The sequence below is a fragment of the Nocardioides segetis genome (assembly GCF_051390595.1).
GTDB lineage: Bacteria > Actinomycetota > Actinomycetes > Propionibacteriales > Nocardioidaceae > Nocardioides.
This window is the reverse complement of the sequence record NZ_JBNINR010000013.1, coordinates 62,576-89,384: the sequence shown is the minus strand read 5'-3', so window position 1 is coordinate 89,384 and position 26,809 is coordinate 62,576. Positions and strand designations below refer to the sequence as shown.

Below are 26,809 nucleotides of genomic sequence, written 5' to 3'. Positions count from 1 at the left end.
ATCCACAGGGCAGCGCGCGCGGAGTGCCGTACCTCGACACCGCAGACTACGAGTCACGCACGATCCGATGCGCTAGGACGGCGGCCTGGGTTCGATCCGCGCATCCGGTCTTGGTCAGGATGTGCGATACGTGTGTCTTCACGGTGTGTTCGCTCAGGTGGAGCGCGGCCGCGATGTCGCTGTTCGGCGCGCCGGTGGCGATGAGCTCGAGCACCTCTCGTTCGCGACGGGTCAGCTTCTGGACTCGGGAGAGATCGTCGGAGTCGGGAGGACGCCGGGCGGCGAGGTACCCCGTTACGACATGACGGGTGACCGACGGACTCAGCATGGTATGGCCGTCACGCGCCGACCGGACGGCGGCGACCAACTGCTCGTAGGTGGAGCTCTTCAGCAGGAACCCGACGGCACCCCCGCGGAGCGCCTGGTCGATATACGGACCCGTGTCGAAGGTGGTCAGCATCACCACGGCGACATGCGGAGCGCTGCGCTTGATCTCCTCGAGTGCCTGCAATCCGTCAAGTCGGGGCATCTCAATGTCGAGCAGGACAACGTCGGGTTCGAGCTCATTGCAGAGCGAGACCGCATCGCGCCCGTCGCCCCCGCGGCCGATGACGGCGATGCCCGGCTGGCCGTCCAGGATCGCGGCGATGCCGTCGCGGACCAGTGCGTCGTCATCGACGATGACGACGGTGACCTGCGTCTCCGCGACGGTCATGACGCCGCCCCGATTCCAGCGGAGGCGGGCAGGACGGGCACGCGCCCGACGACGGTAAACCCGCCTTCTGCGGTGGGGCCGTGGCGCACCTCACCGCCGAGGGCAGTCACCCGCTCCTCGATGCCGAGCAATCCCAAGCCTGGCCGGTCCTGCGAAGCCGGCGGGCCACATCTCGGCGGCTCGTTGGTCACCTCGAACACGAGCACCCCGGCCTCCCGCGCGACGCGCACGCGGGTGGTTGCGCCGGGGGCATGGCGTCGGGCGTTGTTGAGGCACTCCTGTGCGACGCGGTAGAGGGCTGCTTCCTGCAATCGGGAGAGGTCTCCGGCGCCGCCGATGTCCCAAGTGACGTGCTGACCGGACTGTTCGACGGCGGTGGCCAGGTGGGACAGGTCGCCGAGCCGGGGCGCCGGCTCCGGGGGCCGATGCCCAAGGGACTCCACGGCTGGGCGTTCCTGGCGGAGCGTGGTGAGCAGTCCGTGCAACTCGCAGTTCGCCTGCCGGCCAGCGGTGGCCAGTGCATCGACGCGGTCGTTGACCCACGGAGGAAGCTCACCGGCTCGGGACCGGAGAACCTCAGCATGGACGGTGAGTGTCGTCAGCGAGTGCGCGACGACGTCGTGCATGTCGCGGGCGATCGCGAGCCGCTCCTGGGTGCGGGCGTCGGCGACCCGGCGATCCTCGAGGTCGAGTCGGTGTTCCCGGTCGCGGCGCGCCTGATCGAGCTCCTGCTCCCGGGTGCGCACGACTAGACCGACGGCCCAGCCGAGAGGTAGTGCGAGGACGACGGCGACGACGTCGAGGCCGCCACCACGCTCGGGAGCGGCGGTCACCTGGTTGAGCGCGAGAGCTCCCAGCATGAGGAGGATCGACGCCACGGCCGTGATCGCAGACGGTCTGGTCGCAGCGAACCGGCCGAGGAAGTAGAACCCGAACCCGAGCGGGAGAACGACCAGCGTGGTGACGTCGACTCCGCCGGCAGCCGCGGCTAGCTGGGTGGCCACGCCTGCCGCCAGGACGGCCAGGAACGACCGGACAGGCGCACGGTCTCGGCCGAAAGAGCCGGCTGTGCTGAGCACGACGACGAGGACGCACAGCGCCCACGCCTCGGGACTGTTCTCCTCGTTGGCCTGGTCAAGGAGGGCTGGCACACCGACCGCCGCGGGTACACCGACTCGCAGGGCGAGCAGCATTGTCGACCGGGTCACAGCCACCATGCTAGGCATCGGCACGAGGCGGAGACTCACTCTCGAGAGTGAGTTCGGCCGGCTCGGCCTACCCCGTAGCGGCGACAGCACGCTGCGACAGATCGCCGTCGGCGGCGATGTCCGAGACGGTCGGCTCGGATGGACTTGGACGCATGAGGAACACGCGCCCGGCCACCAGCACGACGACCGTCCGAGCCCGCGGTGGAGTCGCACTGCGTCGGTGGAAGTGGATCGTGCTGCTCGGCTGGGTTCTGATGGCGGTCCTTGCCACTCCGCTGGCCGAGAAGATCGGCGACGTCGAGCGCGAGGACATCGCGGCGTTCCTGCCCACCGGCGCCGAATCGACCGAGGTCGCCGCGCTGATCGAGTCGGCTGGCGGAGAGGAGACAAGCACCGCGCTGGTTGTCTACGCCGCGTCGGACCGACTCACCGACGGCGATCTGGCCGCGATCGCGGACCAGCGTGCTCAGGTCGCGGCCGAGTTGCAGGACGCCGACGGGATATCGGTGTCGGGAGTGGAGATCTCGGACGACGGTGCCGCCGCGCTGATCGTCGTGGACGGGCTATCCGAGGACGTTGCAGAGGACGTGGTCCCGGAGCTTCGCGACATGGTGGCCGAGCCCAGCGTTGACGTCGACGTCTATGTGAGCGGCGAGGCCGCCCTGAGTGTGGACAACAACGCCGGCGACGTCGACGCGGCACTGCTGCTGACCAGCATGTTGATCGTCGCGGTCCTGCTGCTGGTCACGTATCGGAGCCCGGTGCTGTGGCTTTTGCCGCTCCTCGCCGCGGTGCTGGCGGTCCAGGTCGCCCGGGGAGCCATCTACCTGCTCGGTGATGCCGGAGTGACCGTAACCGAGTTGTCCTCGGCGATCTTGATCGTGCTCGTCTTCGGCGCGGCCACCGACTACGCGATGCTGCTCCTCAACCGCTACCGCGAGGAGCTCGTCCACTACGAGGATCACCACGATGCGATCATGGTCGCGGTACAGCGGACCGCGCCCGCTCTGCTCGCCAGCGCCGGCACCGTCGTACTCGGCCTGCTCTGCCTGCTCGTGGCCAGCCTGGCTGGACTCCGTGGCCTCGGCCCGATCGCGGCCGCTGGCGTGGTGATCGCCCTCGCCGCCATGCTCACAGCATTCCCGGCACTACTGGCGGTCCTCGGGCGTGGGGTCTTCTGGCCCCGGGTGCCCTCGCCCCAACACCCCGAGCGCGTCGGCCGGCACCGGATCTGGGCCCGTGCAGCCGACCTAGTCGTCCGGCGGCCCAGGCCGATCGCCGCCCTCGTGACCGCAGCGCTGGTCGCCCTCGCGTTCCTCACCACCGGCGTCTCGGTGAGCGCGGACCCCATCGACAAGGTCCCGCCGGGCAGCGAGTCCGTCGACGGCTATGCCGTCGCCCACGAGCACTTCCGCGAAGGTCTGCAGCCGCCGCTGACGGTCGTCATGCCCGAAGGAGCGGGCGCGGCGGAGGTGGACGAGGTCACCGCGGTGGCGCAGCAGCTGGTCGGCGTCGGCGCCGTCACTCCCAGCGAGGAGCTTCCCGGTGACCGCGCGAGCCTGCGTGTCGATCTCTCGATCCCCGCCTACGGCGACGTAGGACACGACCTCCTGCACAACCTGCGATCCGACGCCGCAGACGCCGTTCCCGGCACCATCGTCGGCGGCATGCCCGCCGTGCAGCTCGACTACAAGGATGCGGCTCTGGACGACGTACTGCTGGTCGCACCGCTCCTGCTGCTCGTCGTCTCCCTCGTGATCGGGCTGCTGCTGCGCTCGGTCGTCGCCGCCCTGCTCGTGCTCGGCACCGTGCTGCTCAGCCTGGTCGCGTCCTTCGGCATCTCATGGGCGATCTTCGAGCATGTGCGAGGATACGGACCGGTCGCGGCAGACCTGTTCGTCTACATTCTGGTCTTCCTGGTCGCCCTCGGCGTGGACTACAACATCTTCCTCGCCGCGCGGATCCGCGAGGAACGGCGCCGGAGGGACACCACCGGAGCCATCTGGCACGGGCTCACCCACACCGGCGGGGTGATCACCGCCGCCGGTCTGGTACTCGCCGGGACGTTCTTCACCTTGGCCCAGCTCCCAGACGTCACGGTCGCCGAGGTCGGCATCGCGGTCGCCGTCGGTGTCTTGATGGACGCCCTCGTCGTCCGCACCTTCCTCTTCCCTGCCCTCGTGAGGCTCCTCGGAGATCGCACGTGGTGGCCGGGCACACCAGCGCCGGCCACGATCGATACCGCCGCATCGCGCCCGTAGTCTCCATCCGACGCGATTGGCAGGGCTCAGAAGACCGAGACGTGCACGTGGTCGTAGTGGTTCGCCGTCGCCGAGCCGCGGTTGGACATGCCCCGCCACCCCTCACCGGAGCGCTCGACCGACCAGATCTTCTGGGCGTAGATGACGTAGGAGACGCCGAGGGCCGCGTAGTTGGCGCGGACGAACTCCGCGATCTCCCAGCCGACGGCGCCGGAGATCATGATGTCGACGGCCTTGCCCCGCGGGTGGTCGCCGCCGCCACCGCGCAGCGTCCCGTAGACGCTGACCTGCGGGAAGTTCGCGCAGACGGCCGCGTGGACCTTCTTGATGCTCTCGCTCACCGCCGCGGGGACCGAGGTGCCGTTGGTGCAGGCGCCCCCCAGGGTCGGCGGCTTCTCGTCGGTGAAGTAGCCCGCCGTGACCCACCGGGACTTGCCCTCGACGACGACCTCGGCGCGCTCGCCGTACGTGCGGCCCGTGACGAGGACCTTCTCGCCCTCCTCGATCTCGCCGACCTCCTTGGCCTGCTGGTCGGGCCGGGTCCACAGGTTGAGGGGCGCGGAGGTCCAGCGGCGCTTCTCGGCCGTGGCGATCGCCTGGGCGGTCGCGTTCTCGGCGAGCAGTGCGTCGAGCTTGGTGCCGATGGCATCGGCGGACCGGTCGGTGCTGCGGGAGAGCACCGGGACCCGGGCGCCGCTGTCGCCGACGGAGCCGGCGGCGGACTTCGACCGGTCGACCGCGATCAGGTCGGCGTCGGGCGCCGGGGAGTTGAGGACGCCCCCCGTGACGACCGCGGTGGTCGCGAGGGCGGCGAGGGAGCCGGCCAGGACGGCGGCTCGGGGCGTACGTCGCGCGGTTTCCCGCTTGTGGCTGGTGGCCACGCGCTGATTCCTTTGCTGTCGCTTACAGATTCATCCCGAGGACTCTGACCTGCGCCAGAGCATCGTGCGAGTAGAGCACAGAGATCAAGCCTTCAACCAATTGGTGAGACCGCTCGGCGACGTGAGCCGGGCCACCCGGAGCCGGAGCCGGAGCCTCAGCCGCCGGTGGTCTCGTCGACCTCCTCGAGCACCCCGATCCCGCCGCCGCTGAGGCCGTCGGTGTCGTCGAGCCAGCCCTCCGGGAGCACGACCCGGTGCCGGGGCGCGCCCTGTCGGCCCCGGGGGGCGCCCAGCTCGGAGGCCGGGAACGGCTCGGCCGGGTCGAGCTCGGCGAGGAGCCGGTCGAGGGCGGCGAGCGAGTCGACCAGCCCCAGCGAGCGGCGCAGCTCGCCGCCGGCGCGGAAGCCCTTGAGGTACCAGGTGACGTGCTTGCGGAACTCCTTGCAGCCCCGCTCCTCCCCCATGTGCTCGCACAGCAGCTCGGCGTGCCGGCGCATCATCGCGGCCACCTCGCCCAGCGTGGGCAGGGTGGTCACGCCGGGTCCCTCCTCGGAGAAGGCCGCCGCCAGGTCGCGGAACAGCCACGGACGGCCCAGGCAACCGCGACCGACGATGACTCCGGCAGCGCCGGTCTCCTCGACCATCCGCAGCGCGTCGGCGGCCTCCCAGATGTCGCCATTGCCCAGGACCGGGATGTCGACGTGCGCGACGAGGTCGGCGATGGCGTCCCAGTCGGCCTGGCCGGAGTAGGCCTGTGCGACGGTGCGACCGTGCAGCGCGATCGCCGCACAGCCGGCCTCCTGGGCGATGCGCCCCGCGTCGAGATAGGTCAGGTGGTCGTCGTCGAGGCCCTTGCGGGTCTTCATCGTCACCGGCACGCCGTACGGCGCCGCGGCGGCCACCGCCTCCTCGAGGATGCGACCGAGCAGGTTGCGCTTCCACGGGAGCGCGCCCCCGCCGCCCTTGCGAGTGACCTTCGGCACCGGGCAGCCGAAGTTGAGGTCGACGTGGGCGACGGCGTACTCCTCGCACAGGATCTTGGTCGCCTGGCCGACGTAGACCGGATCGGTGCCGTAGAGCTGGACCGAGCGGACCTTCTCGGCCTCGTCGAACACGAGCATCCGGCGGGTGGTCTCGTCGCCCTCGACCAGGCCCCGGCTGGTGATCATCTCGCAGACGTACAGGCCGGCGCCGTGCTCGGCGCACAGCCGGCGGTAGGCGGCGTTGGTGATGCCCGCCATCGGGGCGAGGACGACCGGGGTGGGCACCTCGAGGGAGCCCAGACGCAGCCCGGTCACGACGCGTCGCCGGACGGCGGGGCCGACGCGGAGGCCCCGCCGGCCCCCTTCTCGCCCGTGCCCTTCTCGCCCGTGCCCTTCTCGCCCGCGCCCTTCTCGCCCGCGCCCTTGCCGCCCTTGCCCTTCGCGCCGGGCTTGCTCACCGGGCTCAGCTCGCCGCTCCAGGTGACGGCGTCGAGACCGCCGAACGGGGAGAACGAGACCCGCTCCAGCGCCCGGTTCGGGGCGATGAAGTAGACCTGGCACAGCTCGGCGGTGGCACCCGCCGCGAAGGGCGTCGGCAGCGGGTCGCCGGAGCAGACCGGCAGCTGGTCGGCGGTGTAGTAGTTGGGCGCCTCGAGCGTGGCGCCGTCGTCACCCCACAGCACGTTGTCGAGGCGCATCCCACCGAGGTCGACGTCACCGACGTTGGTGACCTCGACCCGCACGAAGTACGGCGTCCGCGCGGCCGTCACGTCGTCGACGTTCCAGCCCGGGAAGGACTCCTCGAACGAGGTCCGCTCGACCCTGCGCACGTCGACCGCGAGCACACCGATCTCGTCCTGGCGTCGCTGGAACGCGACGACGCCCTGCTCACCGAGCCCGAGGGCGGTCCCGGGCTCGGTGAGGGTGACGTCGTCGGGCACGGGGAGATAGGTCTCCGGGCCCGCGCTGGTGGCGGAGTGGCTCGGCTGGGCCCGGTCGGCGTCCTCGCCGTCGTCCGATCCGCACGCCGACAGGCCGACGGCCACCGCGAGGGCGAGCGCCGGCACGGCGAGCGGCCGGACGACGGTCAGCATCCGACGAGCCGCTCGGCGAAGTAGGTCGTCAGCTTGTCGAGGGCCACCCGCTCCTGGGACATGGTGTCGCGGTCGCGGACCGTGACGGCCTGGTCGTCGAGGGTGTCGAAGTCGACGGTGACGCAGTACGGCGTGCCGATCTCGTCCTGGCGGCGGTAGCGCTTGCCGATGGCACCGGCGTCGTCGAAGTCGACGTTCCACAGCGCGCGCAGCTCGGTCGCGACGGCCTTGGCCCGCGGCGTCAGGTCCTCGTTGCGGCTCAGCGGCAGCACCGCGGCCTTGACCGGGGCCAGGCGCGGGTCGAGCCGGAGCACGGTGCGCTTGTCGACGCCGCCCTTGGTGTTGGGCGCCTCGTCCTCGGCGTAGGCGTCGACGAGGAAGGTCATCAGGCTGCGGGAGAGCCCCGCTGCCGGCTCGATGACGTAGGGCACGTAGCGGGTGTTGGACGCCTGGTCGAAGTAGGACAGGTCCTTGCCCGAGGCCTCGGAGTGCGTCGACAGGTCGAAGTCGGTGCGGTTGGCGATGCCCTCGAGCTCACCCCACTCGGAGCCGGCGAAGTTGAAGCGGTACTCGATGTCGACCGTGCGCTTGGAGTAGTGGGACAGCTTCTCCTGGGCGTGCTCGTAGTGGCGCAGGTTGGCCGGGTCGATGCCGAGGTCGGTGTACCACTTCGTGCGGGCGTCGATCCAGTACTGGTGCCACTCCTCGTCCTCGCCCGGCTTGACGAAGAACTCCATCTCCATCTGCTCGAACTCGCGGGTGCGGAAGATGAAGTTGCCCGGCGTGATCTCGTTGCGGAAGCTCTTGCCGATCTGCGCGATGCCGAACGGGGGCTTCATCCGCTGGGAGGTGACGACGTTGGCGAAGTTGAGGAAGATGCCCTGCGCCGTCTCGGGGCGCAGGTAGTGCAGGCCGGTCTCGTCCTCGATGACGCCGAGATAGGTCTTGAGCAGGCCGGAGAACTGACGCGGCTCGGTCCACGCGCCCCGGGTGCCGCAGTTGGGGCAGGCGATGTCGGACATCGGTACGTCGTCGGGGTTGTCCATCCCCTTCTTCTCCGCGTAGGCCTCCTGCAGGTGGTCGGCGCGGAACCGCTTGTGGCACGACTGGCACTCGGTGAGCGGGTCGGTGAAGGTGGCGACGTGGCCCGAGGCCTCCCAGGTCTGCCGGGGCAGGATCACGCTGGAGTCGAGACCGACGACGTCGTCGCGGCTCTGGACCATGGAGCGCCACCACTGCCGCTTGATGTTCTCCTTGAGCTCGACGCCGAGCGGGCCGTAGTCCCAGGCGGAGCGGGTGCCTCCGTAGATCTCCCCGCAGGGGTAGACGAAGCCACGGCGCTTCGCGAGGGAGACGACCTGGTCGACGGTGGACGGGGGCGGCTTGGCCACGGGACTTCCTTATGGGACGAGCCCGGCTGGCTGCCGAGCGGGTTTGTGAGCTGACTCGCGGAGCAACCACCTAGGTTACGCGAGACTCCACCACGTTGAGGACCGCATCGGGCTCGACCACCTCGTAGCCGCCGGGTTCGTCGAGCGCCCTGCTGAGCACGGGGACGCCGTGCAGCTTGAGGTCGTACGTCGACAGGGCGCGTCGGTAGGCGCCGACGTTGATCCAGCGCGTGGTCAGCGTCCACAGGTCCGGGTCGTCCAGGTTGCGCCCGACCCAGCCGTCGACGTACCCGGCCTGCGCGGCCAGCAGGCCGTGGACGAGCTCGAGATCGGAGCGGAGCCCGACCGGATCGGTCCCGGCACGGAAGCGGTTCACGACGAGCACGGCCGCACTCTACGCAGGACGGGACGCCGGAGCGGCCCGGCGCGATTTGACGGCGACGCCGCCTCGGATGAGAATGATTCTCATGCGCTCCTGGAAGGCCCTCGCCGCCGTCACCGCCCTCGCCCTCTCCGCCACCGGCTGCTCGGCGCTGTCGGACGACGGCGACGGGGGGTCCGATGCGGGCGGGAGCACGATCGACGTCGTCGCCGCCTTCTACCCGCTCGAGTACGTCGCCGCGCGGGTCGCCGGCGACCACGCGAAGGTCACCTCGCTCACCAAGGCCGGCGTCGAGCCGCACGACCTCGAGATCAACGTGCAGGACACCGCCCGGATCGCCGACGCCGACCTCGTGGTCTTCGAGAGCGAGTTCCAGCCCGCCGTGGACGAGACGGTCGCGGAGAACGCCGGCGGCGCGACGCTGGACGTCACCGACGTGGTCGAGCTCGAGCCGTTCGAGGAGCACGCCGACGAGCACGCGGACGAGGAGGGCGAGCACGCCGAGGAGGGCGAGCACGCCGAGGAGGGCGAGCACGCCGAGGAGGGCGAGCACGCGGACGAGGACGGGGAGGAGGCGCACGACCACGGCGAGTCCGACCCCCACTTCTGGCACGACCCGATCCGGGTGGCGGCGTACGGCGACGCCGTGGCAGCCTCGCTGGCGGAGCTCGACCCCGACCACGCCGACGACTTCGCGGCCAACGCCGCCGACCTGCGCGGCGACCTGGAGGCCCTGGACGAGGAGTTCACGACCGGCCTGGCCACGTGCGAGCGCGACACGATCGTGGTGTCCCATGACGCGTTCGGCTACCTGGAGAAGTACGGTCTGCACATGGCACCGATCGCTGGCCTCACCCCCGACGCCGAGCCGACCCCGGCCGCGATCGCGGAGCTCCAGCAGCTGATCGAGCGGGAGGGGATCACCACGGTGTTCAGCGAGACGCTCGTCAGCCCCAAGCTCGCCGACACCCTCGCCGACGACCTCGGCATCGAGAGCAAGGTCCTCGACCCGATCGAGGGCCTCACCGAGGAGACCGCGGACCTCGACTACCTGTCCCTCATGCGCTCCAACCTGTCGGCCCTGCGGGCCGCCAACGGGTGCTCATGACGACTGCCTCCGCTCCTGTCGCCGATGCTGCCGTCGCGCTGCACGACGGCAGCGTCGCGCTCGGCGGACGCCCGATCCTGCGCGGGGTCGACCTCGTCGTGCGCGACGGCGAGTTCGTCGCGCTGATGGGGGCGAACGGCTCCGGCAAGTCGACGCTCGTCCGGGCCCTGGTCGGCCTGAACCCGCTCACCACGGGCGAGGTGCGCCTGTTCGGGGCACCGCTCGACCGGCGCGCCGACTGGCAGCGTGTCGGCTACGTCCCGCAGCGCGCCTCGGCCGCGTCCGGCGTACCGTCCTCGGTCTGGGAGGTCGTCGCCTCCGGCCGGCTCACCCGCCGCCGCCTGCTGCGGCCGCTGAGCCGGGCCGACCGGGCCGCGGTCGAGCGGGCGCTGGACGTCGTCGGGCTCAGCGACCGGCGCCGGGAGTCGGTGGGCGACCTGTCCGGCGGTCAGCAGCAACGGGTCCTCATCGCGCGGGCACTCGCCGGTGAGCCGGATCTCTTCTTCCTCGACGAGCCCACCGCCGGCGTCGACCTGCCCAACCAGCAGATCCTCGCCGACACCCTCGGCCACCTCAAGGACGACGGCGCCACCATCGTGCTGGTCGCCCACGAGCTCGGGCCGCTCGCGCCCCTGGTCGACCGGTGCGTCGTCATGCGCGACGGCAGGATCGCGCACGACGGCGCCCCGCTGGCCGACCACGAGGTCCACTCGTCGTGGTTCGCCGAGCCGCACACCCACCACCATCACCCGGTGGCCGAGCCGCGCGCCGGCGACCGGTCGCCGCAGATCTCCGCCCCCGTCGACACTCCCGGAACGGAACGCCCGTGAGCCCGGCCGAGCTCTTCTCCCTGCCGTTCATGCAGCGGGCCCTGATCGCCGCCCTCGTGACCGGCATCGCCGCTCCCATGATCGGGACCTACCTCGTCCAGCGCCGGATGGCGCTGATGGGCGACGGCATCGGCCACGTCGCCGTCACCGGCGTGGCGATCGGCCTGGTGACCGGGGCCTCGCCGATCTGGACGGCGGTCGTGATCACCGTCCTCGCCACCTTCCTGATGGAGCTGATCCGGGAGAAGGGCCGCACCAACGGCGACGTCGCCCTCGCCCTGATGTTCTACGGCGGGCTCGCCGGCGGCCTGCTCATCACCGGGCTCGACGGCCAGGGCACGCAGACCATCGGCCGCTACCTGTTCGGCTCGCTGACCGCGATCTCGGTCGGCGACGTGCTGACCACGATGGTCCTCGCGGCGGTCGTCGTCGTGCTCTGCGTCGGCCTGGCCCCCCAGCTCTACGCCATCGCCCAGGATGCCGACTTCGCACGGGTCGCCGGGCTGCGGGTGCGTGCCTACAACCTGCTGGTCGCGGCGCTGGCCGCCGTGAGCGTGACCGTCGCGATGCGCACGGTCGGACTGCTCCTGGTCTCCGCGCTGCTGGTCATCCCCGTGGCGACCGCCCAGCAGGTGTCACGCTCGTTCCGCGCGACGATGGCCGCCGCCGTACTCCTCGGCACGCTGGCCGCCGTCGGCGGCCTCACGCTCGCGGCGCTCGCGCCCAGCGGCGTCACCGTCCAGCCGGGACCCACGATCGTGCTCCTCGCCCTCACCCTCTACGCGCTCACCTGGCCGGTCGGGATCTGGCTGCGTCGGCGTGCCCGTCTGCGCGAGCCCTTCGCCTCGGGCCAGGCGGCTCCCGAGCACGACGCGTGCGGCGAGCACCCGCACGCCCACGGCCCCGGCTGCGGGCACCTCGCGGTCCCCCACGACGACCATGTCGACTATGTCCACGACGGGCATCGGCACGCGGTCCACGGCTCCCACTACGACGAGCACTAGTTCGATGGGCCGAGCGTGTCGCTCGTTCCTCGCGCCACGCTGCCGGCCGCGCAGTCGGCTTGCATAGGTCCTGCCTTCCGCTGGCGGCAAGACCGCCGGCTCGCGGAACGGCGCCTCCCTGCACCTCCGGTCGCTCGTTCCTCGCTCCCTGCGGCTCCGGGCCGGCTTCGCTCCGCGATGACCGGCTGAAGGGATGACGCTCGGCCGGAGTCAGAGCTGGTTCGGCTCGGCGCCGCCGTAGCGGCGGTCCCGCCGGGCGTACGCGTCGATGGCCGCCCAGAGGTGGCGGCGGTCAACGTCGGGCCAGAGCACGTCGGAGAAGACGAACTCGGCGTACGCCGCCTGGTAGAGCATGAAGTTGGAGAGCCGCTGCTCGCCGGAGGTGCGCCAGATCAGGTCGGCGTCCGGCAGCTCGGGGACGTAGAGATAGCGCCCCAGGGTGCGCTCGTCGACCTTGTCGGGGTTGACCCTCCCGGCGGCGACGTCGCGGGCGAGCGCCTTCGCCGCGTCGCCCAGCTCGGAGCGCCCGCCGTAGTTGACGCACATCGTCAGGGTCAGGACGTCGTTGTGCCGCGTCATCTCCTCGGCGACCTGCAGCTCGGTGATGACCGACTTCCACAGCCGGGGAGCGCGCCCGGCCCAGCGGACCCGGACTCCGAGCTCGTGCATCTCGTCGCGACGCCGGCGGATCACGTCGCGGTTGAAGCCCATGAGGAACTTCACCTCGTCGGGGCTGCGCGACCAGTTCTCGGTGGAGAAGGCGTACGCCGAGATCGCCTTCACGCCGATCTCGATCGCGCCCTCGACCACGTCGAACAGGCTGGACTCCCCCTCCTCGTGCCCCTTCGTGCGCGGCAGGCCCCGCTCCTTGGCCCAGCGGCCGTTGCCGTCCATCACGATGGCCACGTGGTGCGGGACCAGCTCGGCGGGGATCGCCGGCGGGCGGACACCGGACGGGTGCGGCGTGGGCGGGCGGACCGGGCCGCGAGTGGCGGCGGCCGCCGCGGCGGCGCGGGTACGACGGGTGGAGCGGGTCACGGGGAGCAGTCTGTCAGGCGCACCTGGCGCGTCACCTGGGCATCACCGGTGACACTTGACGGGCAGTTCTGTCACTTGTCGGGCGTTGCAACGGCCGACAAGTGACGGAATCGCCGGTCGACCGGCGATTCCTGCGACCTCAGCGCTCGACATACGCCAGGGAGCGGAGTCCTCGCTCCAGCTGCCACTGCACGAACGCCGCGATCAGGCCGCTGGCCTCCCGGACATGGCGCGGGTCGGCGGCCTCGACGACCGGCCAGTCGCCGGCGAGCAGTCCACCGAGCAGGGTCAGCGTCTCCGGGGCCGGCGTGGCGGAGCCGGGGATGCGGCAGGTGGAGCACAGCACTCCCCCCATCGACGGGTTGAACCAGCGGTGGTGGCCGAGCTCGCCCGTCGCGGTGACCGGCGGGCGGGCGCAGTGGGCGCAGTCGACGAAGGCGGGCGCGTAGCCGGCGATGGCCAGGGCCCGCAGCAGGTAGGAGTCGAGGACATGGCAGGGGTTGCGCGCACCCGCGGCCATCGCGTTGAGCCCACCGAGCAGCAGCGCGAACTGCTGGCGGGCCGGCTCGCGCTCCTCGACGACCAGGCGCTCGGCGGTCTCCAGCATCGCGGTGCCCGCGGTGTAGCGGTCGTAGTCGGCACCCAGCGGCGCGGCGTAGGCCGCCCGGGTCTCGGCCTGGGTGATCGTGTCGAGGTTGCGCCCCTCGGCGAGCTGCAGGTCGACGTGGGTGAACGGCTCCAGCCGCGAGCCCCAGCGCGAGGTCGTCCGGCGCACGCCCTTGGCCACCGCGCGGACCACCCCGTTGTCGCGGGTCAGCAGCGTGACGATGCGGTCCGCCTCACCCAGCTTGCGGGTGCGCAGGACGATCGCCTCGTCACGGTAGAGCGGCACCCCTCCATTGTGCTGCCTCGGCCGGGCGAAAGCCCGGCGCCACCCCGTCAGCCCGGGCCCGGTCCTCGGCGTCGTACCCGCAACCCGGGTCGCGGATCGGACCCGGGAGCGGCCGCGATGCCGGGTGCGATGCGACCGACGCGGATGGGGCAGCGTCAGGAGGATCGGGTACGACGCCCCCGCCGGGCCGGGCGCGCACACTCCCGGACGAACCGGGTGACGACGAGGTCGAGCCGCTCGGGCCGCCGGCGCCACTCCAGCGGCGCGGCCGCGCGCTCGAGCACCGCGCCCGGGATCTCGCCGGCGACCAGCTCGGCGTCGCCGGCCGGGTGGAACGGTTCGGCGGTCCGGGCGAGGACGAGCGTGGGCACGGCGAGCGCCGCGCGCTCGGCGCCGGTGGGAGCGAACCGACCGAAGAGCACGCCGCGGACCACGGCGGCGACCTCGCCCGGCCGGGCGTCGAGGGTCTCCAGGGACAGCCGGACCCACTCCGGGGCGAGGCGCCGCGGCAGGGGCCGGGTCGCCAGTCGCAGCGCCGCCAGCGCGAACGGCGCGAAGCGGGCCGTGGCGAGGACCGGGCCGAGCAGCGCGAGCTGGGCGCCGAGGGCGTTCTCGAGGACCGGGCCGTCGAGCAGCAGGCCGGTGACCCGCTCCGGGGCGATCGCCGCCACCTCGAGCGCGACGTTGGCGCCGAGCGAGCTGCCGCCGACGACGGCGCGCGGCGCCCCGAGGTGGTCGAGGAGCGCGACGACCTGCTCGGCGAACGCGGTCACCGAGTACGACAGCGGGTCGGCGGGGCGATCGGAGCGGCCGTGGCCGAGCGGGTCGAGCACCACCACGTGCAGGCCGTTCGAGGCGAGCATCCGCGCCGTGCGGTCGTGCACCCGGCGCGGCACGAGCAGCGGCGGGACGAGCACGACCCAGGCCTCCCCGGCGCCGTACTCGGTGAACTCGAGGCGGTCGCGGCCGCGCCGGCCCGAGACGAGGACCTGTCCGACCTTCTCGGAGGCCAGCGCGGCGCGACCCATGGCCGGATCAGCCGATCGGCTCGACCGGCGCGGCCGGGATCGTGGTCGCCCGCGCCCGGTTGGCCGCGCACACCACCGCCCGCAGCGAGGCGGTGACGATGTTGTGGTGCAGGCCGATGCCCCAGACGATCTCGCCGGCGACCTCGCACTCGACGTACGCCGCCGCGACGGCGTCGCCGCCCGACGAGAGTGCGTGCTCGGCGTAGTCGAGGACCCGGATGTCCGCGCCGGCCTGGCGCATGCCGTCGACGAATGCCGCGACCGGGCCGTTGCCCATGCCGGTGAAGGTCTGCTCCTCGCCGCGCACGACCAGACGCACCTCCTGGCGGTCGTCCCCGTCCTCACTGGTGACCGACGAGAAGGAGACCAGGCTGTAGGGAGTCTCGCGGTCGAGGTACTCCTTGCGGAAGATCGTCCAGATGTCCTCCGGCGTCACCTCACCGCCCTGGGCGTCGGTGTGCTGCTGGATGACCCGGCTGAACTCGATCTGCGCGCGGCGCGGCAGGTCGAGGCTGTGCTCGGCCTTGAGGACGTAGGCCACGCCGCCCTTGCCGGACTGGCTGTTGACCCGGATGACCGCCTCGTAGGTGCGGCCGACGTCCTTCGGGTCGATCGGCAGGTACGGCGCCTCCCACGGGATCTCGCCGACCGGCTTGCCCTGCTCGGCCGCGATCCGGTCGAGGTCCTCCAGGCCCTTCTTGATGGCGTCCTGGTGGGAGCCGGAGAAGGCGGTGTAGACCAGGTCGCCGGCCCACGGGTGGCGCGGGTGCACGGGCAGCTGGGTGCAGTACTCGACGGTGCGGCGCACCTCGTCGATCGCGGAGAAGTCGATCTGCGGGTCGATGCCCTGGCTGAACAGGTTCATCCCGAGGGTGACCAGGTCGACGTTGCCGGTGCGCTCGCCGTGGCCGAACAGGCAGCCCTCGACCCGGTCGGCGCCGGCCATCAGGGCGAGCTCGGTGGCCGCGACCGCCGTACCGCGGTCGTTGTGGGGGTGCAGGCTGATCACCGAGTGGGCGCGGCGGGTGAGGTGGCGGGAGAAGTACTCGATCTGGTCGGCGTAGGTGTTGGGCGTCGACATCTCGACGGTCGCCGGCAGGTTGAGGATGATCTCGCGCCCCTCCTCCGGCTGCCACACGTCGGAGACCCGCTCGCAGACCTCGATGGCGAAGTCCGTGGGGGTCTGGGTGAAGATCTCGGGGCTGTACTGGTAGCCGAAGTCGGTGCCGTCGAGCATCTGGTCGGCGTACTTCATCACCCACTCGGTGCCGCGGGTGGCGATCGCGATGCACTCGGCCTCGGTGACGTTGAAGACCACGCGCTGGAACAGCGGCGCGGTCGCGTTGTAGAGGTGGACGGTCGCCTTGTCGGCGCCCTTCAGCGACTCGACGGTGCGGGCGATCAGGTCCTCGCGGGCCTGGGTGAGCACGGACACCCGTACGTCGTCGGGGATCCGGTCCTCCTCGACGAGCTGGCGCACGAAGTCGAAGTCGGTCTGGCTGGCGGCCGGGAAGCCGATCTCGATCTCCTTGTAGCCCATCTGGACGAGGAGCTCGAACATCTTCATCTTGCGCGAGGGGCTCATCGGGTCGATGAGCGCCTGGTTGCCGTCGCGCAGATCGGTGGAGAGCCACCGGGGGGCGCGGGTGATCTTCCGGTCGGGCCAGGTGCGGTCGGGCACGGTGACCGGCTCGAAGGCGGTGTAGCGGTGATAGGGCATCCCGCTCGACTGCTGGCTGGGGATGGTGACGCGCTGGGTGCTCATGACTTCCTCGGGTACGTGAGTGACGAGATGGGGCGCCGGGCGCGCGACTCACTCCGCAGCGAGGGGGTCCGGCTGATCAGACCTCGCTGCGGCCGCTAAGAAGGAGGGCTCGCGTCATGATGGGAGCCACCTTAGCAGCCCGCGGCCTCGGCGCCCCCCGGTGTCCCGCGGCGGTGCCCGGGTACCGCGCGGGGGTCCGCAACCCGAGGAGCCCCCCATGAACGCCAAGGACCCGAAGCAGGACCCGATCCCCGGCGCCCCCGCCGCGGTGCCCCCCAGCCTGGCCGAGCCCACTGACCCAGTCGACCCCCTGCCCCCGAAGCCCGACCAGGGCACGCCCGAGACCCGCACGCCCACCGGCGCCGAGACCGGCGCCGACCCCCGCGCGCTCGGCCAGCAGGGCCGGTGGCTGACGACGGCCACCGGCGTCCGCGTGCACGACACCGACCACTCCCTCAAGGCCGGCGAGCGTGGGCCGACCCTGCTGCAGGACCACCACCTGCGCGAGAAGATCACCCACTTCGACCATGAGCGCATCCCCGAGCGGGTCGTGCACGCGCGCGGCGCCGGCGCCCACGGCTACTTCGAGGGCTACGGCACCGCCGACACCGTCACCTGCGCCGGGCTGTTCGCGAAGGGCAAGCGGACGCCGGTCTTCGTCCGCTTCTCGACCGTGCTCGGGTCGCGCGGCTCGGCCGACACCGTGCGCGACACCCGCGGGTTCGCCACGAAGTTCTACACCGACGAGGGCGTCTGGGACCTGGTCGGCAACAACATCCCGGTCTTCTTCATCCAAGACGGCATCAAGTTCCCCGACGTCATCCACGCCGGCAAGCCGCACCCGGACCGCGAGATCCCGCAGGCGCAGAGCGCACACGACACGTTCTGGGACTTCGTGTCACTCCACACCGAGGCGCAGCACCACGCACTGTGGAACATGTCCGACCGGGGCATCCCGCGCTCCTACCGCATGATGGAGGGCTTCGGCGTCCACACCTTCCGGCTCACCCGCGCCGACGGCACGACCTCGCTGGCCAAGTTCCACTGGAAGCCGCGGCTGGGCATCCACTCGCTCACCTGGGAGGAGGCGCAGCTGATCGGCGGCCTCGACCCGGACTTCCACCGGCGCGACCTGGCCGACGCGATCGAGTCGGGCGCCTTCCCCGAGTGGGAGCTCGGGGTCCAGGTGTTCGAGGACACCCCGGAGCAGATGTTCGAGGGCATCGACCTGCTCGACCCGACGAAGATCGTGCCCGAGGAGCTCGCGCCGGTGCAGCCCATCGGCCGGATGGTGCTCGACCGCAACCCCACCAACTTCTTCGCCGAGACCGAGCAGGTCGCCTTCCACGTCGGGCACCTCGTCCCCGGCATCGACGTCACCGACGACCCGCTGATGCAGGCCCGGCTCTTCTCGTACGTCGACACGCAGCTCACCCGCCTCGGCGGGCCGAACTTCGACCAGATCCCGATCAACCGGCCGCACGCGCCGGTCAACGACATGCTCCGCGACGGCTTCCACCAGCACGCGGTGCACGCCGGCGTGGCGCCGTACCGGCCCAACTCGCTCGACGGTGGCTGCCCGTTCCACGCCGGCACCGACCTCTCCGACGAGGAGACCCGCGCCTTCGTCGAGGCCGCCCGGGACGTCGAGGGCCGCAAGGTGCGCGCCCAGCCCGCGTCGTACGACGACCACTTCAGCCAGGCCCGGCTGTTCTGGGCGAGCATGAGCCCGGTCGAGAAGGAGCACATCGTCCGGGCCTACTCCTTCGAGCTCGGCAAGTGCTTCGAGCAGGCCGTCAAGGAGCGCCAGCTGCAGGCGCTGGCCCGCATCGACGCCACCCTCTGCCGCGAGGTCGCGACGGCGCTGGGGCTGCCCGCGCCGGAGCCCGAGTCCGACGGGGAGCCGGCGGAGGTCGTACCGAGTCCGGCGCTCTCGCAGCTCACCGGTGGACCGTGGCCCGCCGACGGCCGCGTGCTCGGGATCGTGGTCGACCCCGGCGGCGCACTCGACGACGTCGCGGACGTCCGCGCCACCGTCCTGGCGGCCGGGATGGTGCCGCTGCTGATCGGCCCCCACGGCGGCACGGTCGGCGACCTCGACGTCCAGCGCACGTTCGCCACGGCCCGCTCCGTGGAGTACGACGCCCTCCTGGTCGCCGGGTGCCCACCGCCGGCCCCCGACGCACTCCCGGCCAGCGACGCCAAGGCCGGTGCCGCCGACAGCCCGACCCTCGACCCGCGCGTCGTCCTGCTGCTCGAGGAGGCCTTCCGCCACGCCAAGGCGATCGGGGCCTGGGGCGCGGGGCTCGACGCCCTCGGGGTGGCGGCCGTGCCGGTCGACGCCCCGGGCGTCGCCACCGCCAGTGCGGGCCCCGACGTCCTCGCTCAGGTGCAGGACCTGCTGGGCACCCATCGGACCTGGGAGCGGTTCGCCACCGAGGTCGAGGACACCGTCTAGCCTGGTCGGGTGCCGACGCTCCTGATCGTCCACCACTCCCCCAGCCGCTCGATGCAGGCGCTGCTCGAGCAGGTGGTCGCCGGCGCGCAGGACGAGGACGTGCAGGCCGACACAGCGGTCGACGTCGTGGTGCGTCCCGCGCTGGAGGCCACGGCGGACGACGTCCTCGGCGCCGACGGCTACGTCCTCGGCACGACCGCGAACTTCGGGTACATGAGCGGTGCGCTCAAGCACTTCTTCGACTCCACCTTCCTCGCGGTCGGCGGCGCCCTGGACCCGACCGGGGCGCCCGCCGACGGCGGCGGTGAGACGGCCGGGCGGCCGTACGGCCTGTGGCTGCACGGCCGCTACGACCTGACCGGCGCCGAGCGGTCCGTGCAGTCGATCGTCGGTGCCCTCGACTGGCGCCAGGGCTACGACGTGCTGGCCGTGCTGGGTCCCGTCGACGACGCCGCGCTGGAGGCGGCCTATGCGCTGGGCGCTACGATCGCGGCACTCCTGACCGACTGATCACCGACCTGCGACCGACCTGTTCTCCGACCTGGATGCCGACGTCACGAGAGGGGCTCTGACACCGGATGCTGCATCGTGCCGTCCGCGTGGCCGGGATCCTCGCGCTCCTGCTCGTGGTGCCCCTGCTCGCGGCCTGCGGCAGCGAGAGCCAGGGCAAGAACACCGACGACGACCAGGTCGACTCCCTCGAGGTCCCCGAGAGCGGGGTGTGCCGCAACCTGACCCCGGACGACGTCGCGCTGCCCGCGAACGCGACCGCGACGGTCCCCTGCTCGGAGGAGCACACCGCCGAGACCTTCGCGACCGGCGAGCTCCCCGAGGAGTTCGACGACACCGACTACGACGACGCGGAGCTGGGTCACTTCGCCTATCGGACGTGCTCGACGGAGTTCGCGACGTTCGTCGGCGCCGACGAGAGCCTGGTGCTGCGCACCACGCTCAGCTGGGCGTGGTTCCGCCCGTCGGCCAAGGCGTGGGACAAGGGAGCGCGGTGGTACCGCTGCGACGTGCTCGGCGGCAGCACCGCCAGCACGACGTACCGGCCCCTCCCGGAGACGGCGAAGGGCATGCTCGCCGGACGCCCGCCGGACGTGTGGCTCAGCTGTGCCCGCGGTCCCTCGGTCGCCGAGGGCGAGAAGGTGCCGTGCTCGCAGAAGCACGACTGGCGTGCGGTGACCACGGTGAAGCTCGGGCAGCCCGAGGACCCCTACCCGGGCGACCGGGTGATGGAGAGCCGGACGCGGTCGTTCTGCTCGACGTCGGTCCAGGCGTGGCTCAACTACCCGGCAGAGTACGAGTACGGCTTCACGTTCTTCCACAAGGCCGAGTGGGAGGCCGGGGTACGCCGGTCCGTGTGCTGGGCGAGGACGAGTGAGTGACGACATGAGCCACCGCAACCCGCTCCGGCGGGCGGGGGTCGTGGCCGCGGCCCTGCTGGCCCTCACCGGACTCGCCGCCTGCGGCGGAGGGAGTGACGAGAAGGAGCAGCCGCCCGCGGAGGCCCCGTCGACCCAGACCACCGCGACCGAGCCCGAGCCCGGGCCGGCCGCCGGCGCCTGCTACGCGCTGCCCTACGACGCCGCCGTCGCCCCGACCTCGACCGTCGAGGCCGTCGACTGCTCGCAGCCCCACACCAGCGTGACGTTCGCGACCGGCGCGATCGACGCCGTGGTCGACGGTCACCTGCTCGCCGTCGACTCCGATCGCGTGCAGGCCCAGGTCTCCGCCGCCTGCCCGAACCGGCTGCTCGAGCACGTCGGCGGGACACTGGCCAACCTCCGCCTGTCGATGATCCGCTCCATCTGGTTCACCCCGACCGTGGAGGAGTCCGACGCCGGAGCCTCCTGGTACCGCTGCGACGCCGTACTCCTCGACGGTGCCGCGAAGCTCGCCGATCTCGACGGCGACCTCAAGGGCGTGCTCGACGCGCCGGCCGTGCCCGACCGGTACGCCATGTGCGGCACCGCCGCCCCCGACGCCCCGGACTTCGAGCGCGTGCGCTGCTCGGCGAAGCACTCGTGGCGCGCCATCCAGGTCGTCGCCTTCGAGGGCGACGACTATCCCGGTGTGAAGGAGGTCCGCGCCGCCGGCCGGACCCGCTGTGAGGACGCCGCGGCCGATGTCGCCGAGGACCCGCTGACCTTCAAGTGGGGCTACGAGTGGCCGACGAAGGAGCAGTGGGCGATGGGCCAGAAGTTCGGCCGCTGCTGGACGGCCGACTGAGCTGTCCTGCGCGAGCGTCCTGCGCGTCTCACCGACCCGGCGCGTCTGAACCTGCTGAGGGCGCCGACCCGGCGCATCTGAACCTGCTGAGGGCGCCGACCCGGCGCGTTCAAACGCTCCGGATCGGTCAGAAGCCCAGCTTGCGCAGCTGGCGCGGGTCGCGCTGCCAGTCCTTGGCGATCTTGACGTGCAGGTCGAGGTAGACGGGGGTGCCGAGGAGGGCCTCGATCTGCTGGCGGGCGGCGGTGCCGACCTGACGGAGCCGGGCGCCCTTGCGACCGATCATGATGCCCTTCTGGGAGTCGCGCTCGACGTACAGGTTGGCGTGGATGTCGAGCAGCGGCTTGTCGTCGGGGCGGCCCTCGCGCAGGCCCATCTCCTCGACGACGACGGCGATGGAGTGGGGAAGCTCGTCGCGGACGCCGTCGAGGGCGGCCTCGCGGATCAGCTCGGCGGCGAGGATCTCCTCGGGGGCGTCGGTCAGGTCGCCGTCGGGGTAGAGCGGCGGCCCCTCGGGCATCAGGCCGACGAGCAGGTCGCCGAGCAGGCCGATCTGGTCTCCGCCGACCGACGACACCGGCACGATCTCGGCCCACTCGGTGCCGGTCTCGCGCCCCAGCTCGGCGATGTCGAGCAGGTGCTCCGCGATCCGGTCCGGTCCGGCGAGGTCGGTCTTGGTGGCGACGGCGATCTTCGTGGTCCGCCGCACCTTGGCCAGCTCGGTGACCAGGAACCGGTCACCGGGACCGATCTTCTCGTCGGCCGGGAAGCACACCGCCACGACGTCGACCTCGGCCCACGTGGTCTTGACCAGGTCGTTGAGCCGCTCCCCCAGCAGCGTGCGCGGGCGATGCAGGCCGGGGGTGTCGACGAGGACCAGCTGACCGTCGGGGCGGTGCACGATGCCGCGCACGACGGTGCGCGTGGTCTGCGGCTTGTCGGACGTGATCACGATCTTCTGCCCGACCAGCGCGTTGGTCAGCGTGGACTTGCCGACGTTGGGACGCCCGACGAAGCAGGCGAAGCCGCTGCGGTGGCCCTCGGGGACCTCGCCCGAGGCGAAGACCGGCACGGCCGGGGGCGGCAGGGCCCCGAAGTCCTCGTCGAACTCGTCGTCGTCGAACTCGTCGGTGTCGAACTCGTCGGTGTCGACGTCGTCGTGCTCGTTCATCCCTGCGCCTCCCGGGCGGCGTCGTAGTCGGCCCAGATCTCCTCGTCGGACTTCCCGGCGGCCTTGCCCGCCCGCCAGATGGGGCCGGGGTCGACGGCGCGCGGCTGACGCTTCGCGACCGCCCGCCAGTAGCCCATGACGTCGTAGTGGGTGCTCGGCAGCCTCCGCTCCCGCATGAGGTGCTTGCGGATCGCCCGCATCTGGGCCGACTCGCCGGCCATCCAGAAGTAGCCCTCGCCGTCGGGCCAGTCGATCTCCTCGACGACCTCGGCGAGCCGGCTCGCGGCGCCGAGCGGGAGCCAGGTGACGTCGGCCGAGGGCGGGAAGTAGCCGTCGATCCGGGAGTCGTCCGGCACCTCGGCGTGGATCCGGACCGGCAGCCGCTCGGCATGCTCGGCCGCGATCCGCGCCATCGCGGGCAGCGCCGTCAGGTCGCCGACCAGGAGCAGCCAGCGCGCTTCGTCGGGCGGCAGGAAGGAGCCCTTGGCCTCGGTGAGGACCACCTGCTGGCCGACGGGACCACCCGACGCCCACTCGGTGACCAGGCCGACCTCGTGCACGACCACGTCGAGCACCATCTGTCCGGACTCGAAGGAGCGCACGGTGTAGTAGCGGCTCTGGAACTGGCCGGGCACGACCAGGCCGACCCACTCGTCGGCGATCCCGGTCGACACGAAGCCGGGTACGTCGAGCGTCAGCCGCACCAGGTGCGGCGTCAGCCGCTCGCGGGCGCGGACCGTGGCGTCGTACTGCTGGGCCCGGGTGCTCACCGACCCAGGCTATCGAGGCTCGGCTCAGACACCGAAGTCGTGCCGCAGGGGGTACCCGCTGACGCCGTCGTCGCTCCGCGTCGCCAGCACGTGGTGGAGCTGGATCTCGTTGCGCTCGAACGCGATCCGCGAGCCCGCCATGTACAGACCCCACACCCGGGCGGTGCCCTCGTCGGTCTCCGCGACGCAGGCGTCCCAGTTGTCGGCGAGGTTCCGGCACCAGCCCGCGAGCGTCCGGGCGTAGTGGACCCGGAAGTTCTCGTGGTGCTGGACCTCGAGTCCGGCGTCCTCGACGGCCTCGACGATGGTGCCGGAGCCGGCGAGCTCGCCGTCGGGGAAGACGTAGCGGTCGATGAAGGCACCGGTGCGCCGGTCGACGTTGTCGTGACGGGTGATGCAGTGGTTGAGCATCCGGCCCTGCGGCCTGAGCCTGTCGCGGATGAACCCGAAGTACGCCGGGTAGTTCGCGACGCCGATGTGCTCGGTCAGCCCGATGGAGCTGACGGCGTCGAAGTCGCGCTCGGCGACCTCGCGGTAGTCGGCGTGGCGCACCTCGGCGAGGTCGTCGAGGCCCTGCCGCTTGATCTCCTCCTGGGCCCAGGTCGCCTGCTCCCGGGAGAGGGTCACGCCGAGCACCTGAACGCCGTAGTGCTTCGCGGCGTGACGCACCATGCCGCCCCAGCCGCAGCCGATGTCGAGCAGGCGCTGACCGGGCTGCAGGCCGAGCTTGCGGCAGACCAGGTCGTACTTGTAGTCCTGGGCCTCCTCGAGCGTGGCCTCCTCGGTCGGGAAGACCGCGCAGGTGTAGGTCATCGACGGACCGAGGACGTGCTCGTAGAAGGTGTTCGAGACGTCGTAGTGGTGGTGGATCGCGTCGGCGTCGCGCTCCTGCGAGTGGCGTCCCCACCACCGCAGCGAGCGCAGGCCCTCCAGCCGGTGCCGCCAGGCCGGCAGGTGCTCCTGCGGTGGCGGTGCGGGCGGGATGAGGTGACTCAGGCCGAGCGAGCGCAGCACCCCGACCAGCTCCAGCGGCCCGGGGATCCCGAAGTCGGTGTGGTCCTTGAGGAGCGAGAAGGCGGCGTACGGGTCGCCCGGGTGGGCGCCGTGCAGGACCAGGTCGCCGGCGACGTAGGCCCGCGCGAGACCGAGGTCGCCGGGCGCGGTCATGATGTAGGAGAGTCCCCGCTCGCTGACCAGCTCGACGCCGTAGGGCTGGGACTGGTCGCCGGCCACCGAGCCGTCGTAGGCCTTGAGCCACAGCGGCAGGCCACCCGGGAAAAGGGAGGCGATCGTGGGCGCGATGCCCTTGCCTGTCTGGACTGTCATCGGCTTCGCACCGCCTTGTCGTAGAGGGTCGTCAGTCGGTCATCGGGATCGTGGACGCGCTTGACCGCCTCGAGCCGGGCGGTGTTGTAGAGCGCGTCGAAGGTGTCCTTGTCGTAGTAGGCGTCGGAGTAGAGCGACTTGTGACCGCCGAGCTCGTGGACCTTCGCCTCGATCGCCCGGTTGCGCGGCCCGTCGGGGGCGTCGGGGCCGACATGGACGGTGCCCCAGAAGCCCACGTTGACGTAGGTGCGGCCGGTCTCGAGCGGGTAGAGCGGCCACGCGCGCGTGGTCGCCAGCGGGCACATCCACACCGGCCGCATCCCGATCTCCTCGTCGAACCAGGCGAGGAACTCCCCCAGCCGCTCGACGGGGACCTCGATGTCCTGCACGACCCGCTCGCGCAGCGGGCGACCGGCCCTGCGGTCGAGGCGGTCGGCGATGCCGAAGCGGCGGTCGAGGTGCAGCATCCGCATGTAGACGTCGGAGCGGCGGTAGCGGCGCGGCCAAAGCCGGCGGATCCGGGGGTTCTGCGCGCCGAAGGCGCCCGAGCACCAGAACCAGTCGGTGTCCCAGCGCCACAGGTAGTCGTGGAAGGTCAGCCGGTCACGGTCACAGGTCTGCAGCGACCGGTAGTAGATCTGCTGTCCGGCGTAGTCGGAGGTGGGCCCCGGCTCGTCGGTCCAGCGGGCGAGGGTCAGCACGTGCTCGCCGGGGCCGAACGAGACGCCGTCGAGTCCGTGGACCGGCTCGCCGTCGTACTCCTGGGTGGCGGTGATCTCGGCGATCGTCTTGGCGAGGAGGTCGGCGTCGTCCATCCGCAGATGGCGCAGCGCGACGTACGGCGGCACGGCGGCGAGCTTGATCCGCAGCCGGGTGGCGTAGCCGAGAGAGCCGTAGGAGTTGGGGAAGGCGTCGAAGAGGTCGTCGCCGGGGCGGGTGGTGACGACCTGCCCGCTGCCGGTGAACACGTCCATCTCGAGCACCGACTCGTGCGGGAGGCCGAGTCGGAAGCTGGTCGACTCGATCCCCAGACCGGTCACGGCGCCACCGAGGGTGATCGTGCGCAGCTGCGGCACGACGTACGGCACGAGGCCGTGGGGCAGCGTCGCGTCGACGAGATGCTCGTAGGTGCACATGCCCTGCACCTCGGCGACCGGGCCGTCCGGACTGTCGGGCAGCACCTCGATCACGCCGGACAGGCCGCTGACGTCGAGTCCGGGCGCGTCCGTGGCGGTGCGTGCACGGAACAGGTTGGTCGTGCGCTTCGCGAGGCGCACGGGCTGACCGGCGGGAATGGCCGCGTAGGAGGCGGCGAGCCGCTGCACGGCCCGTTCGTGCTCCTCCCAGGGAGGGTTTGCCATGATTCCGAATCTACTCCTCTCCGGGGACAGTCGCCCGCAGGGGTCGCCAGGCCCTCGGTCGCGATCGCGTGTCCCGGCCGTCCGTAGACTGGGCCGGGTGGAGGTCCTGACGGCGGCACGATCCGAGCGGGGCCCGTGGGCCGCCGTCCGGTGCCTGCTGCTGGGCGGTCTGCTGGCCGGCGCCGTCGTCGTCGGCCTGGTGACCATGCACACCGTGGGCCTGCACGGCACCGCCGCCGCGCACGCCGCCCCGCTCGCCGCGGCCTCGCCCGCCGCCGGTCACGCGGGCGGTCACGCGGTCGGCCACGAGGTCGGCCACGAGGTCGGCCACGAGGTCGGCCACGAGGTCGGCCAGGAGATCGGGGACGGTCGTCGGGTCGTCGGGACCGAGGCCTGCGTCGGCTGCGGGTCGGACGGCTCCCCGGGCATGGCGGTCATGTGCACCCTCGCGCTCCTGCTGGTCCTCCTCGTGCTCGTGCCGCCACGGCTGCGGTTCCGGTGGCGCCGCGCCGGGCCGCGGCGTGCCGCACCGGTGCGCCTCCTCGAACGGGCGGAGCCCCGCGCGCCGTCCCTGCACGTCCTCTGCGTCAGTCGCACGTGAGGGACGGCCACCGCCGCGTCTCCACGCGGGGTGGCTGACCCCTCCACCCGTGCGCGGTGCCGTCCGGACCCGCGCCCAGCGACGTGCACAGAGGAGAGACACACACCATGAAGCGACGTACGGCAGCGCCTGCTGCCCTGGCCCTGACCGCCGCCCTGTTCCTGGCCGGCTGCTCGTCCGAGGACGACGCGATGCCCGGCCTCCTGGCCGCCAGCCGCTGACCTGAGGGCGATCGGTGCCGGGGCAGCGCCTGCCCCGGCACCGACGCCGGTCCCGATCCATGGACTCCGACGCACCCTGAAGGAAC

At 71.8% G+C, this 26,809-nt stretch carries 24 protein-coding genes; 9 read left to right on the top strand and 15 right to left on the bottom strand.

The genetic code is table 11. The features are described from left to right. Positions 1-46: 46 nt before the first annotated feature. Both ACPZVR_RS19555 and ACPZVR_RS19550 read right to left on the bottom strand, forming a co-directional pair. Positions 47-715, bottom strand: a complete 669-nt coding sequence (locus ACPZVR_RS19555) for a response regulator (RefSeq protein ID WP_436701351.1) — start codon at positions 713-715, stop codon at positions 47-49. Then, complete coding sequence (locus ACPZVR_RS19550) at positions 712-1,923, bottom strand: sensor histidine kinase (RefSeq protein WP_436701350.1); 1,212 nt, start codon at positions 1,921-1,923, stop codon at positions 712-714. The genes ACPZVR_RS19555 and ACPZVR_RS19550 overlap by 4 nt, the downstream gene beginning before the upstream one ends. A 152-nt stretch (positions 1,924-2,075) precedes the next feature. Between ACPZVR_RS19550 and ACPZVR_RS19545 the strand changes: the two genes are divergently transcribed. Beyond that, entirely contained in the window at positions 2,076-4,184 is a 2,109-nt protein-coding gene (locus tag ACPZVR_RS19545) for an MMPL family transporter (protein ID WP_436701349.1), read from the top strand. A gap of 26 nt (positions 4,185-4,210) precedes the next feature. Here ACPZVR_RS19545 and ACPZVR_RS19540 read toward each other — a convergent pair whose 3' ends face one another. From ACPZVR_RS19540 to ACPZVR_RS19520, 5 genes are all read right to left on the bottom strand, one after another. After that, positions 4,211-5,065 carry a VldE C-terminal domain-containing protein gene (locus ACPZVR_RS19540; RefSeq protein WP_436701348.1) on the bottom strand — a complete coding sequence of 285 codons (855 nt, stop codon included), beginning with the start codon at positions 5,063-5,065 and terminating at the stop codon, positions 4,211-4,213. 155 nt (positions 5,066-5,220) lie between these two features. After that, positions 5,221-6,363: a tRNA dihydrouridine synthase DusB gene (gene dusB / locus ACPZVR_RS19535; RefSeq protein WP_436701347.1), complete on the bottom strand. Its 1,143-nt coding sequence runs from the start codon at positions 6,361-6,363 to the stop codon at positions 5,221-5,223. Then, positions 6,360-7,142 carry a hypothetical protein gene (locus tag ACPZVR_RS19530; protein ID WP_436701346.1) on the bottom strand — a complete coding sequence of 261 codons (783 nt, stop codon included), beginning with the start codon at positions 7,140-7,142 and terminating at the stop codon, positions 6,360-6,362. Before ACPZVR_RS19530 ends, dusB begins: the two co-directional genes overlap by 4 nt. Further along, on the bottom strand, positions 7,136-8,533 hold the full coding sequence (locus ACPZVR_RS19525) for a glycine--tRNA ligase (protein ID WP_436701345.1): 1,398 nt from the start codon (positions 8,531-8,533) through the stop codon (positions 7,136-7,138). The genes ACPZVR_RS19530 and ACPZVR_RS19525 overlap by 7 nt, the downstream gene beginning before the upstream one ends. 70 nt (positions 8,534-8,603) lie before the next feature. Beyond that, entirely contained in the window at positions 8,604-8,918 is a 315-nt protein-coding gene (locus ACPZVR_RS19520; protein ID WP_436701344.1) for an antibiotic biosynthesis monooxygenase, read from the bottom strand. 82 nt (positions 8,919-9,000) lie between these two features. Between ACPZVR_RS19520 and ACPZVR_RS19515 the strand changes: the two genes are divergently transcribed. The 3 genes from ACPZVR_RS19515 to ACPZVR_RS19505 are packed head-to-tail and all read left to right on the top strand — an operon-like array spanning position 9,001 to position 11,857. Next, positions 9,001-10,023, top strand: a complete 1,023-nt coding sequence (locus ACPZVR_RS19515; protein WP_436701343.1) for a metal ABC transporter substrate-binding protein — start codon at positions 9,001-9,003, stop codon at positions 10,021-10,023. Beyond that, positions 10,020-10,853 carry a metal ABC transporter ATP-binding protein gene (locus tag ACPZVR_RS19510; protein WP_436701342.1) on the top strand — a complete coding sequence of 278 codons (834 nt, stop codon included), beginning with the start codon at positions 10,020-10,022 and terminating at the stop codon, positions 10,851-10,853. Before ACPZVR_RS19515 ends, ACPZVR_RS19510 begins: the two co-directional genes overlap by 4 nt. Continuing rightward, positions 10,850-11,857, top strand: a complete 1,008-nt coding sequence (locus tag ACPZVR_RS19505; RefSeq protein WP_436701341.1) for a metal ABC transporter permease — start codon at positions 10,850-10,852, stop codon at positions 11,855-11,857. Before ACPZVR_RS19510 ends, ACPZVR_RS19505 begins: the two co-directional genes overlap by 4 nt. 210 nt (positions 11,858-12,067) lie before the next feature. Here the strand turns inward: ACPZVR_RS19505 and ACPZVR_RS19500 are convergent, their stop codons facing one another. From ACPZVR_RS19500 to leuA, 4 genes are all read right to left on the bottom strand, one after another. After that, a complete protein-coding gene (locus ACPZVR_RS19500) occupies positions 12,068-12,895 on the bottom strand; it encodes an isoprenyl transferase (RefSeq protein WP_436701340.1) in 828 nt (275 codons plus the stop codon). A gap of 139 nt (positions 12,896-13,034) precedes the next feature. Then, positions 13,035-13,787 carry a DNA repair protein RecO gene (gene recO / locus ACPZVR_RS19495; protein WP_282404167.1) on the bottom strand — a complete coding sequence of 251 codons (753 nt, stop codon included), beginning with the start codon at positions 13,785-13,787 and terminating at the stop codon, positions 13,035-13,037. A gap of 155 nt (positions 13,788-13,942) precedes the next feature. Then, entirely contained in the window at positions 13,943-14,815 is an 873-nt protein-coding gene (locus ACPZVR_RS19490; RefSeq protein WP_436701339.1) for an alpha/beta fold hydrolase, read from the bottom strand. Positions 14,816-14,822: 7 nt separating this feature from the next. Beyond that, entirely contained in the window at positions 14,823-16,580 is a 1,758-nt protein-coding gene (gene leuA / locus ACPZVR_RS19485; RefSeq protein WP_436701338.1) for a 2-isopropylmalate synthase, read from the bottom strand. Between the two features lie 217 nt (positions 16,581-16,797). On the opposite strand from leuA, the gene ACPZVR_RS19480 reads away from it, so the two are divergent. The 4 genes from ACPZVR_RS19480 (at position 16,798) to ACPZVR_RS19465 (ending at position 21,273) form a co-directional block, all read left to right on the top strand. Then, positions 16,798-19,038 (top strand): catalase, encoded by a 2,241-nt coding sequence (locus tag ACPZVR_RS19480; protein WP_436701337.1) that lies wholly within the window; start codon positions 16,798-16,800, stop codon positions 19,036-19,038. A 9-nt stretch (positions 19,039-19,047) separates the two neighbouring features. After that, positions 19,048-19,548: a flavodoxin family protein gene (locus tag ACPZVR_RS19475; RefSeq protein ID WP_436701336.1), complete on the top strand. Its 501-nt coding sequence runs from the start codon at positions 19,048-19,050 to the stop codon at positions 19,546-19,548. A 68-nt stretch (positions 19,549-19,616) separates the two neighbouring features. Then, positions 19,617-20,429, top strand: coding sequence for a septum formation family protein (locus tag ACPZVR_RS19470; RefSeq protein ID WP_436701335.1), 813 nt, complete (start codon positions 19,617-19,619; stop codon positions 20,427-20,429). 4 nt (positions 20,430-20,433) lie between these two features. Beyond that, positions 20,434-21,273, top strand: a complete 840-nt coding sequence (locus ACPZVR_RS19465; protein ID WP_436701334.1) for a septum formation family protein — start codon at positions 20,434-20,436, stop codon at positions 21,271-21,273. Between the two features lie 127 nt (positions 21,274-21,400). Here ACPZVR_RS19465 and era read toward each other — a convergent pair whose 3' ends face one another. The 4 genes from era to ACPZVR_RS19445 are packed head-to-tail and all read right to left on the bottom strand — an operon-like array spanning position 21,401 to position 25,901. Then, positions 21,401-22,444, bottom strand: a complete 1,044-nt coding sequence (gene era / locus ACPZVR_RS19460) for a GTPase Era (protein ID WP_436701333.1) — start codon at positions 22,442-22,444, stop codon at positions 21,401-21,403. Next, positions 22,441-23,214, bottom strand: coding sequence for a siderophore-interacting protein (locus ACPZVR_RS19455; RefSeq protein WP_436701332.1), 774 nt, complete (start codon positions 23,212-23,214; stop codon positions 22,441-22,443). Before ACPZVR_RS19455 ends, era begins: the two co-directional genes overlap by 4 nt. A gap of 24 nt (positions 23,215-23,238) precedes the next feature. Further along, positions 23,239-24,540 (bottom strand): class I SAM-dependent methyltransferase, encoded by a 1,302-nt coding sequence (locus ACPZVR_RS19450; protein WP_436701331.1) that lies wholly within the window; start codon positions 24,538-24,540, stop codon positions 23,239-23,241. Continuing rightward, a complete protein-coding gene (locus ACPZVR_RS19445) occupies positions 24,537-25,901 on the bottom strand; it encodes an FAD-binding oxidoreductase (RefSeq protein WP_436701330.1) in 1,365 nt (454 codons plus the stop codon). The genes ACPZVR_RS19450 and ACPZVR_RS19445 overlap by 4 nt, the downstream gene beginning before the upstream one ends. Positions 25,902-25,998: 97 nt before the next feature. On the opposite strand from ACPZVR_RS19445, the gene ACPZVR_RS19440 reads away from it, so the two are divergent. Then, complete coding sequence (locus ACPZVR_RS19440; RefSeq protein WP_436701329.1) at positions 25,999-26,502, top strand: hypothetical protein; 504 nt, start codon at positions 25,999-26,001, stop codon at positions 26,500-26,502. Positions 26,503-26,809: the final 307 nt, after the last annotated feature.

Excerpts from the sequence above, each read along its gene's own strand:
- ACPZVR_RS19555 (WP_436701351.1), bottom strand. The coding sequence starts at position 715 with ATGACCGTCGCGGAGACGCAGGTCACCGTCGTCATCGTCGATGACGAC.
- ACPZVR_RS19545 (WP_436701349.1), top strand. The coding sequence starts at position 2,076 with ATGAGGAACACGCGCCCGGCCACCAGCACGACGACCGTCCGAGCCCGC.
- ACPZVR_RS19530 (WP_436701346.1), bottom strand. The coding sequence starts at position 7,142 with ATGCTGACCGTCGTCCGGCCGCTCGCCGTGCCGGCGCTCGCCCTCGCG.
- ACPZVR_RS19515 (WP_436701343.1), top strand. The coding sequence starts at position 9,001 with ATGCGCTCCTGGAAGGCCCTCGCCGCCGTCACCGCCCTCGCCCTCTCC.
- ACPZVR_RS19510 (WP_436701342.1), top strand. The coding sequence starts at position 10,020 with ATGACGACTGCCTCCGCTCCTGTCGCCGATGCTGCCGTCGCGCTGCAC.
- ACPZVR_RS19490 (WP_436701339.1), bottom strand. The coding sequence starts at position 14,815 with ATGGGTCGCGCCGCGCTGGCCTCCGAGAAGGTCGGACAGGTCCTCGTC.
- leuA (WP_436701338.1), bottom strand. The coding sequence starts at position 16,580 with ATGAGCACCCAGCGCGTCACCATCCCCAGCCAGCAGTCGAGCGGGATG.
- ACPZVR_RS19480 (WP_436701337.1), top strand. The coding sequence starts at position 16,798 with ATGAACGCCAAGGACCCGAAGCAGGACCCGATCCCCGGCGCCCCCGCC.
- ACPZVR_RS19470 (WP_436701335.1), top strand. The coding sequence starts at position 19,617 with ATGCTGCATCGTGCCGTCCGCGTGGCCGGGATCCTCGCGCTCCTGCTC.
- ACPZVR_RS19465 (WP_436701334.1), top strand. The coding sequence starts at position 20,434 with ATGAGCCACCGCAACCCGCTCCGGCGGGCGGGGGTCGTGGCCGCGGCC.
- era (WP_436701333.1), bottom strand. The coding sequence starts at position 22,444 with ATGAACGAGCACGACGACGTCGACACCGACGAGTTCGACACCGACGAG.
- ACPZVR_RS19450 (WP_436701331.1), bottom strand. The coding sequence starts at position 24,540 with ATGACAGTCCAGACAGGCAAGGGCATCGCGCCCACGATCGCCTCCCTT.
- ACPZVR_RS19445 (WP_436701330.1), bottom strand. The coding sequence starts at position 25,901 with ATGGCAAACCCTCCCTGGGAGGAGCACGAACGGGCCGTGCAGCGGCTC.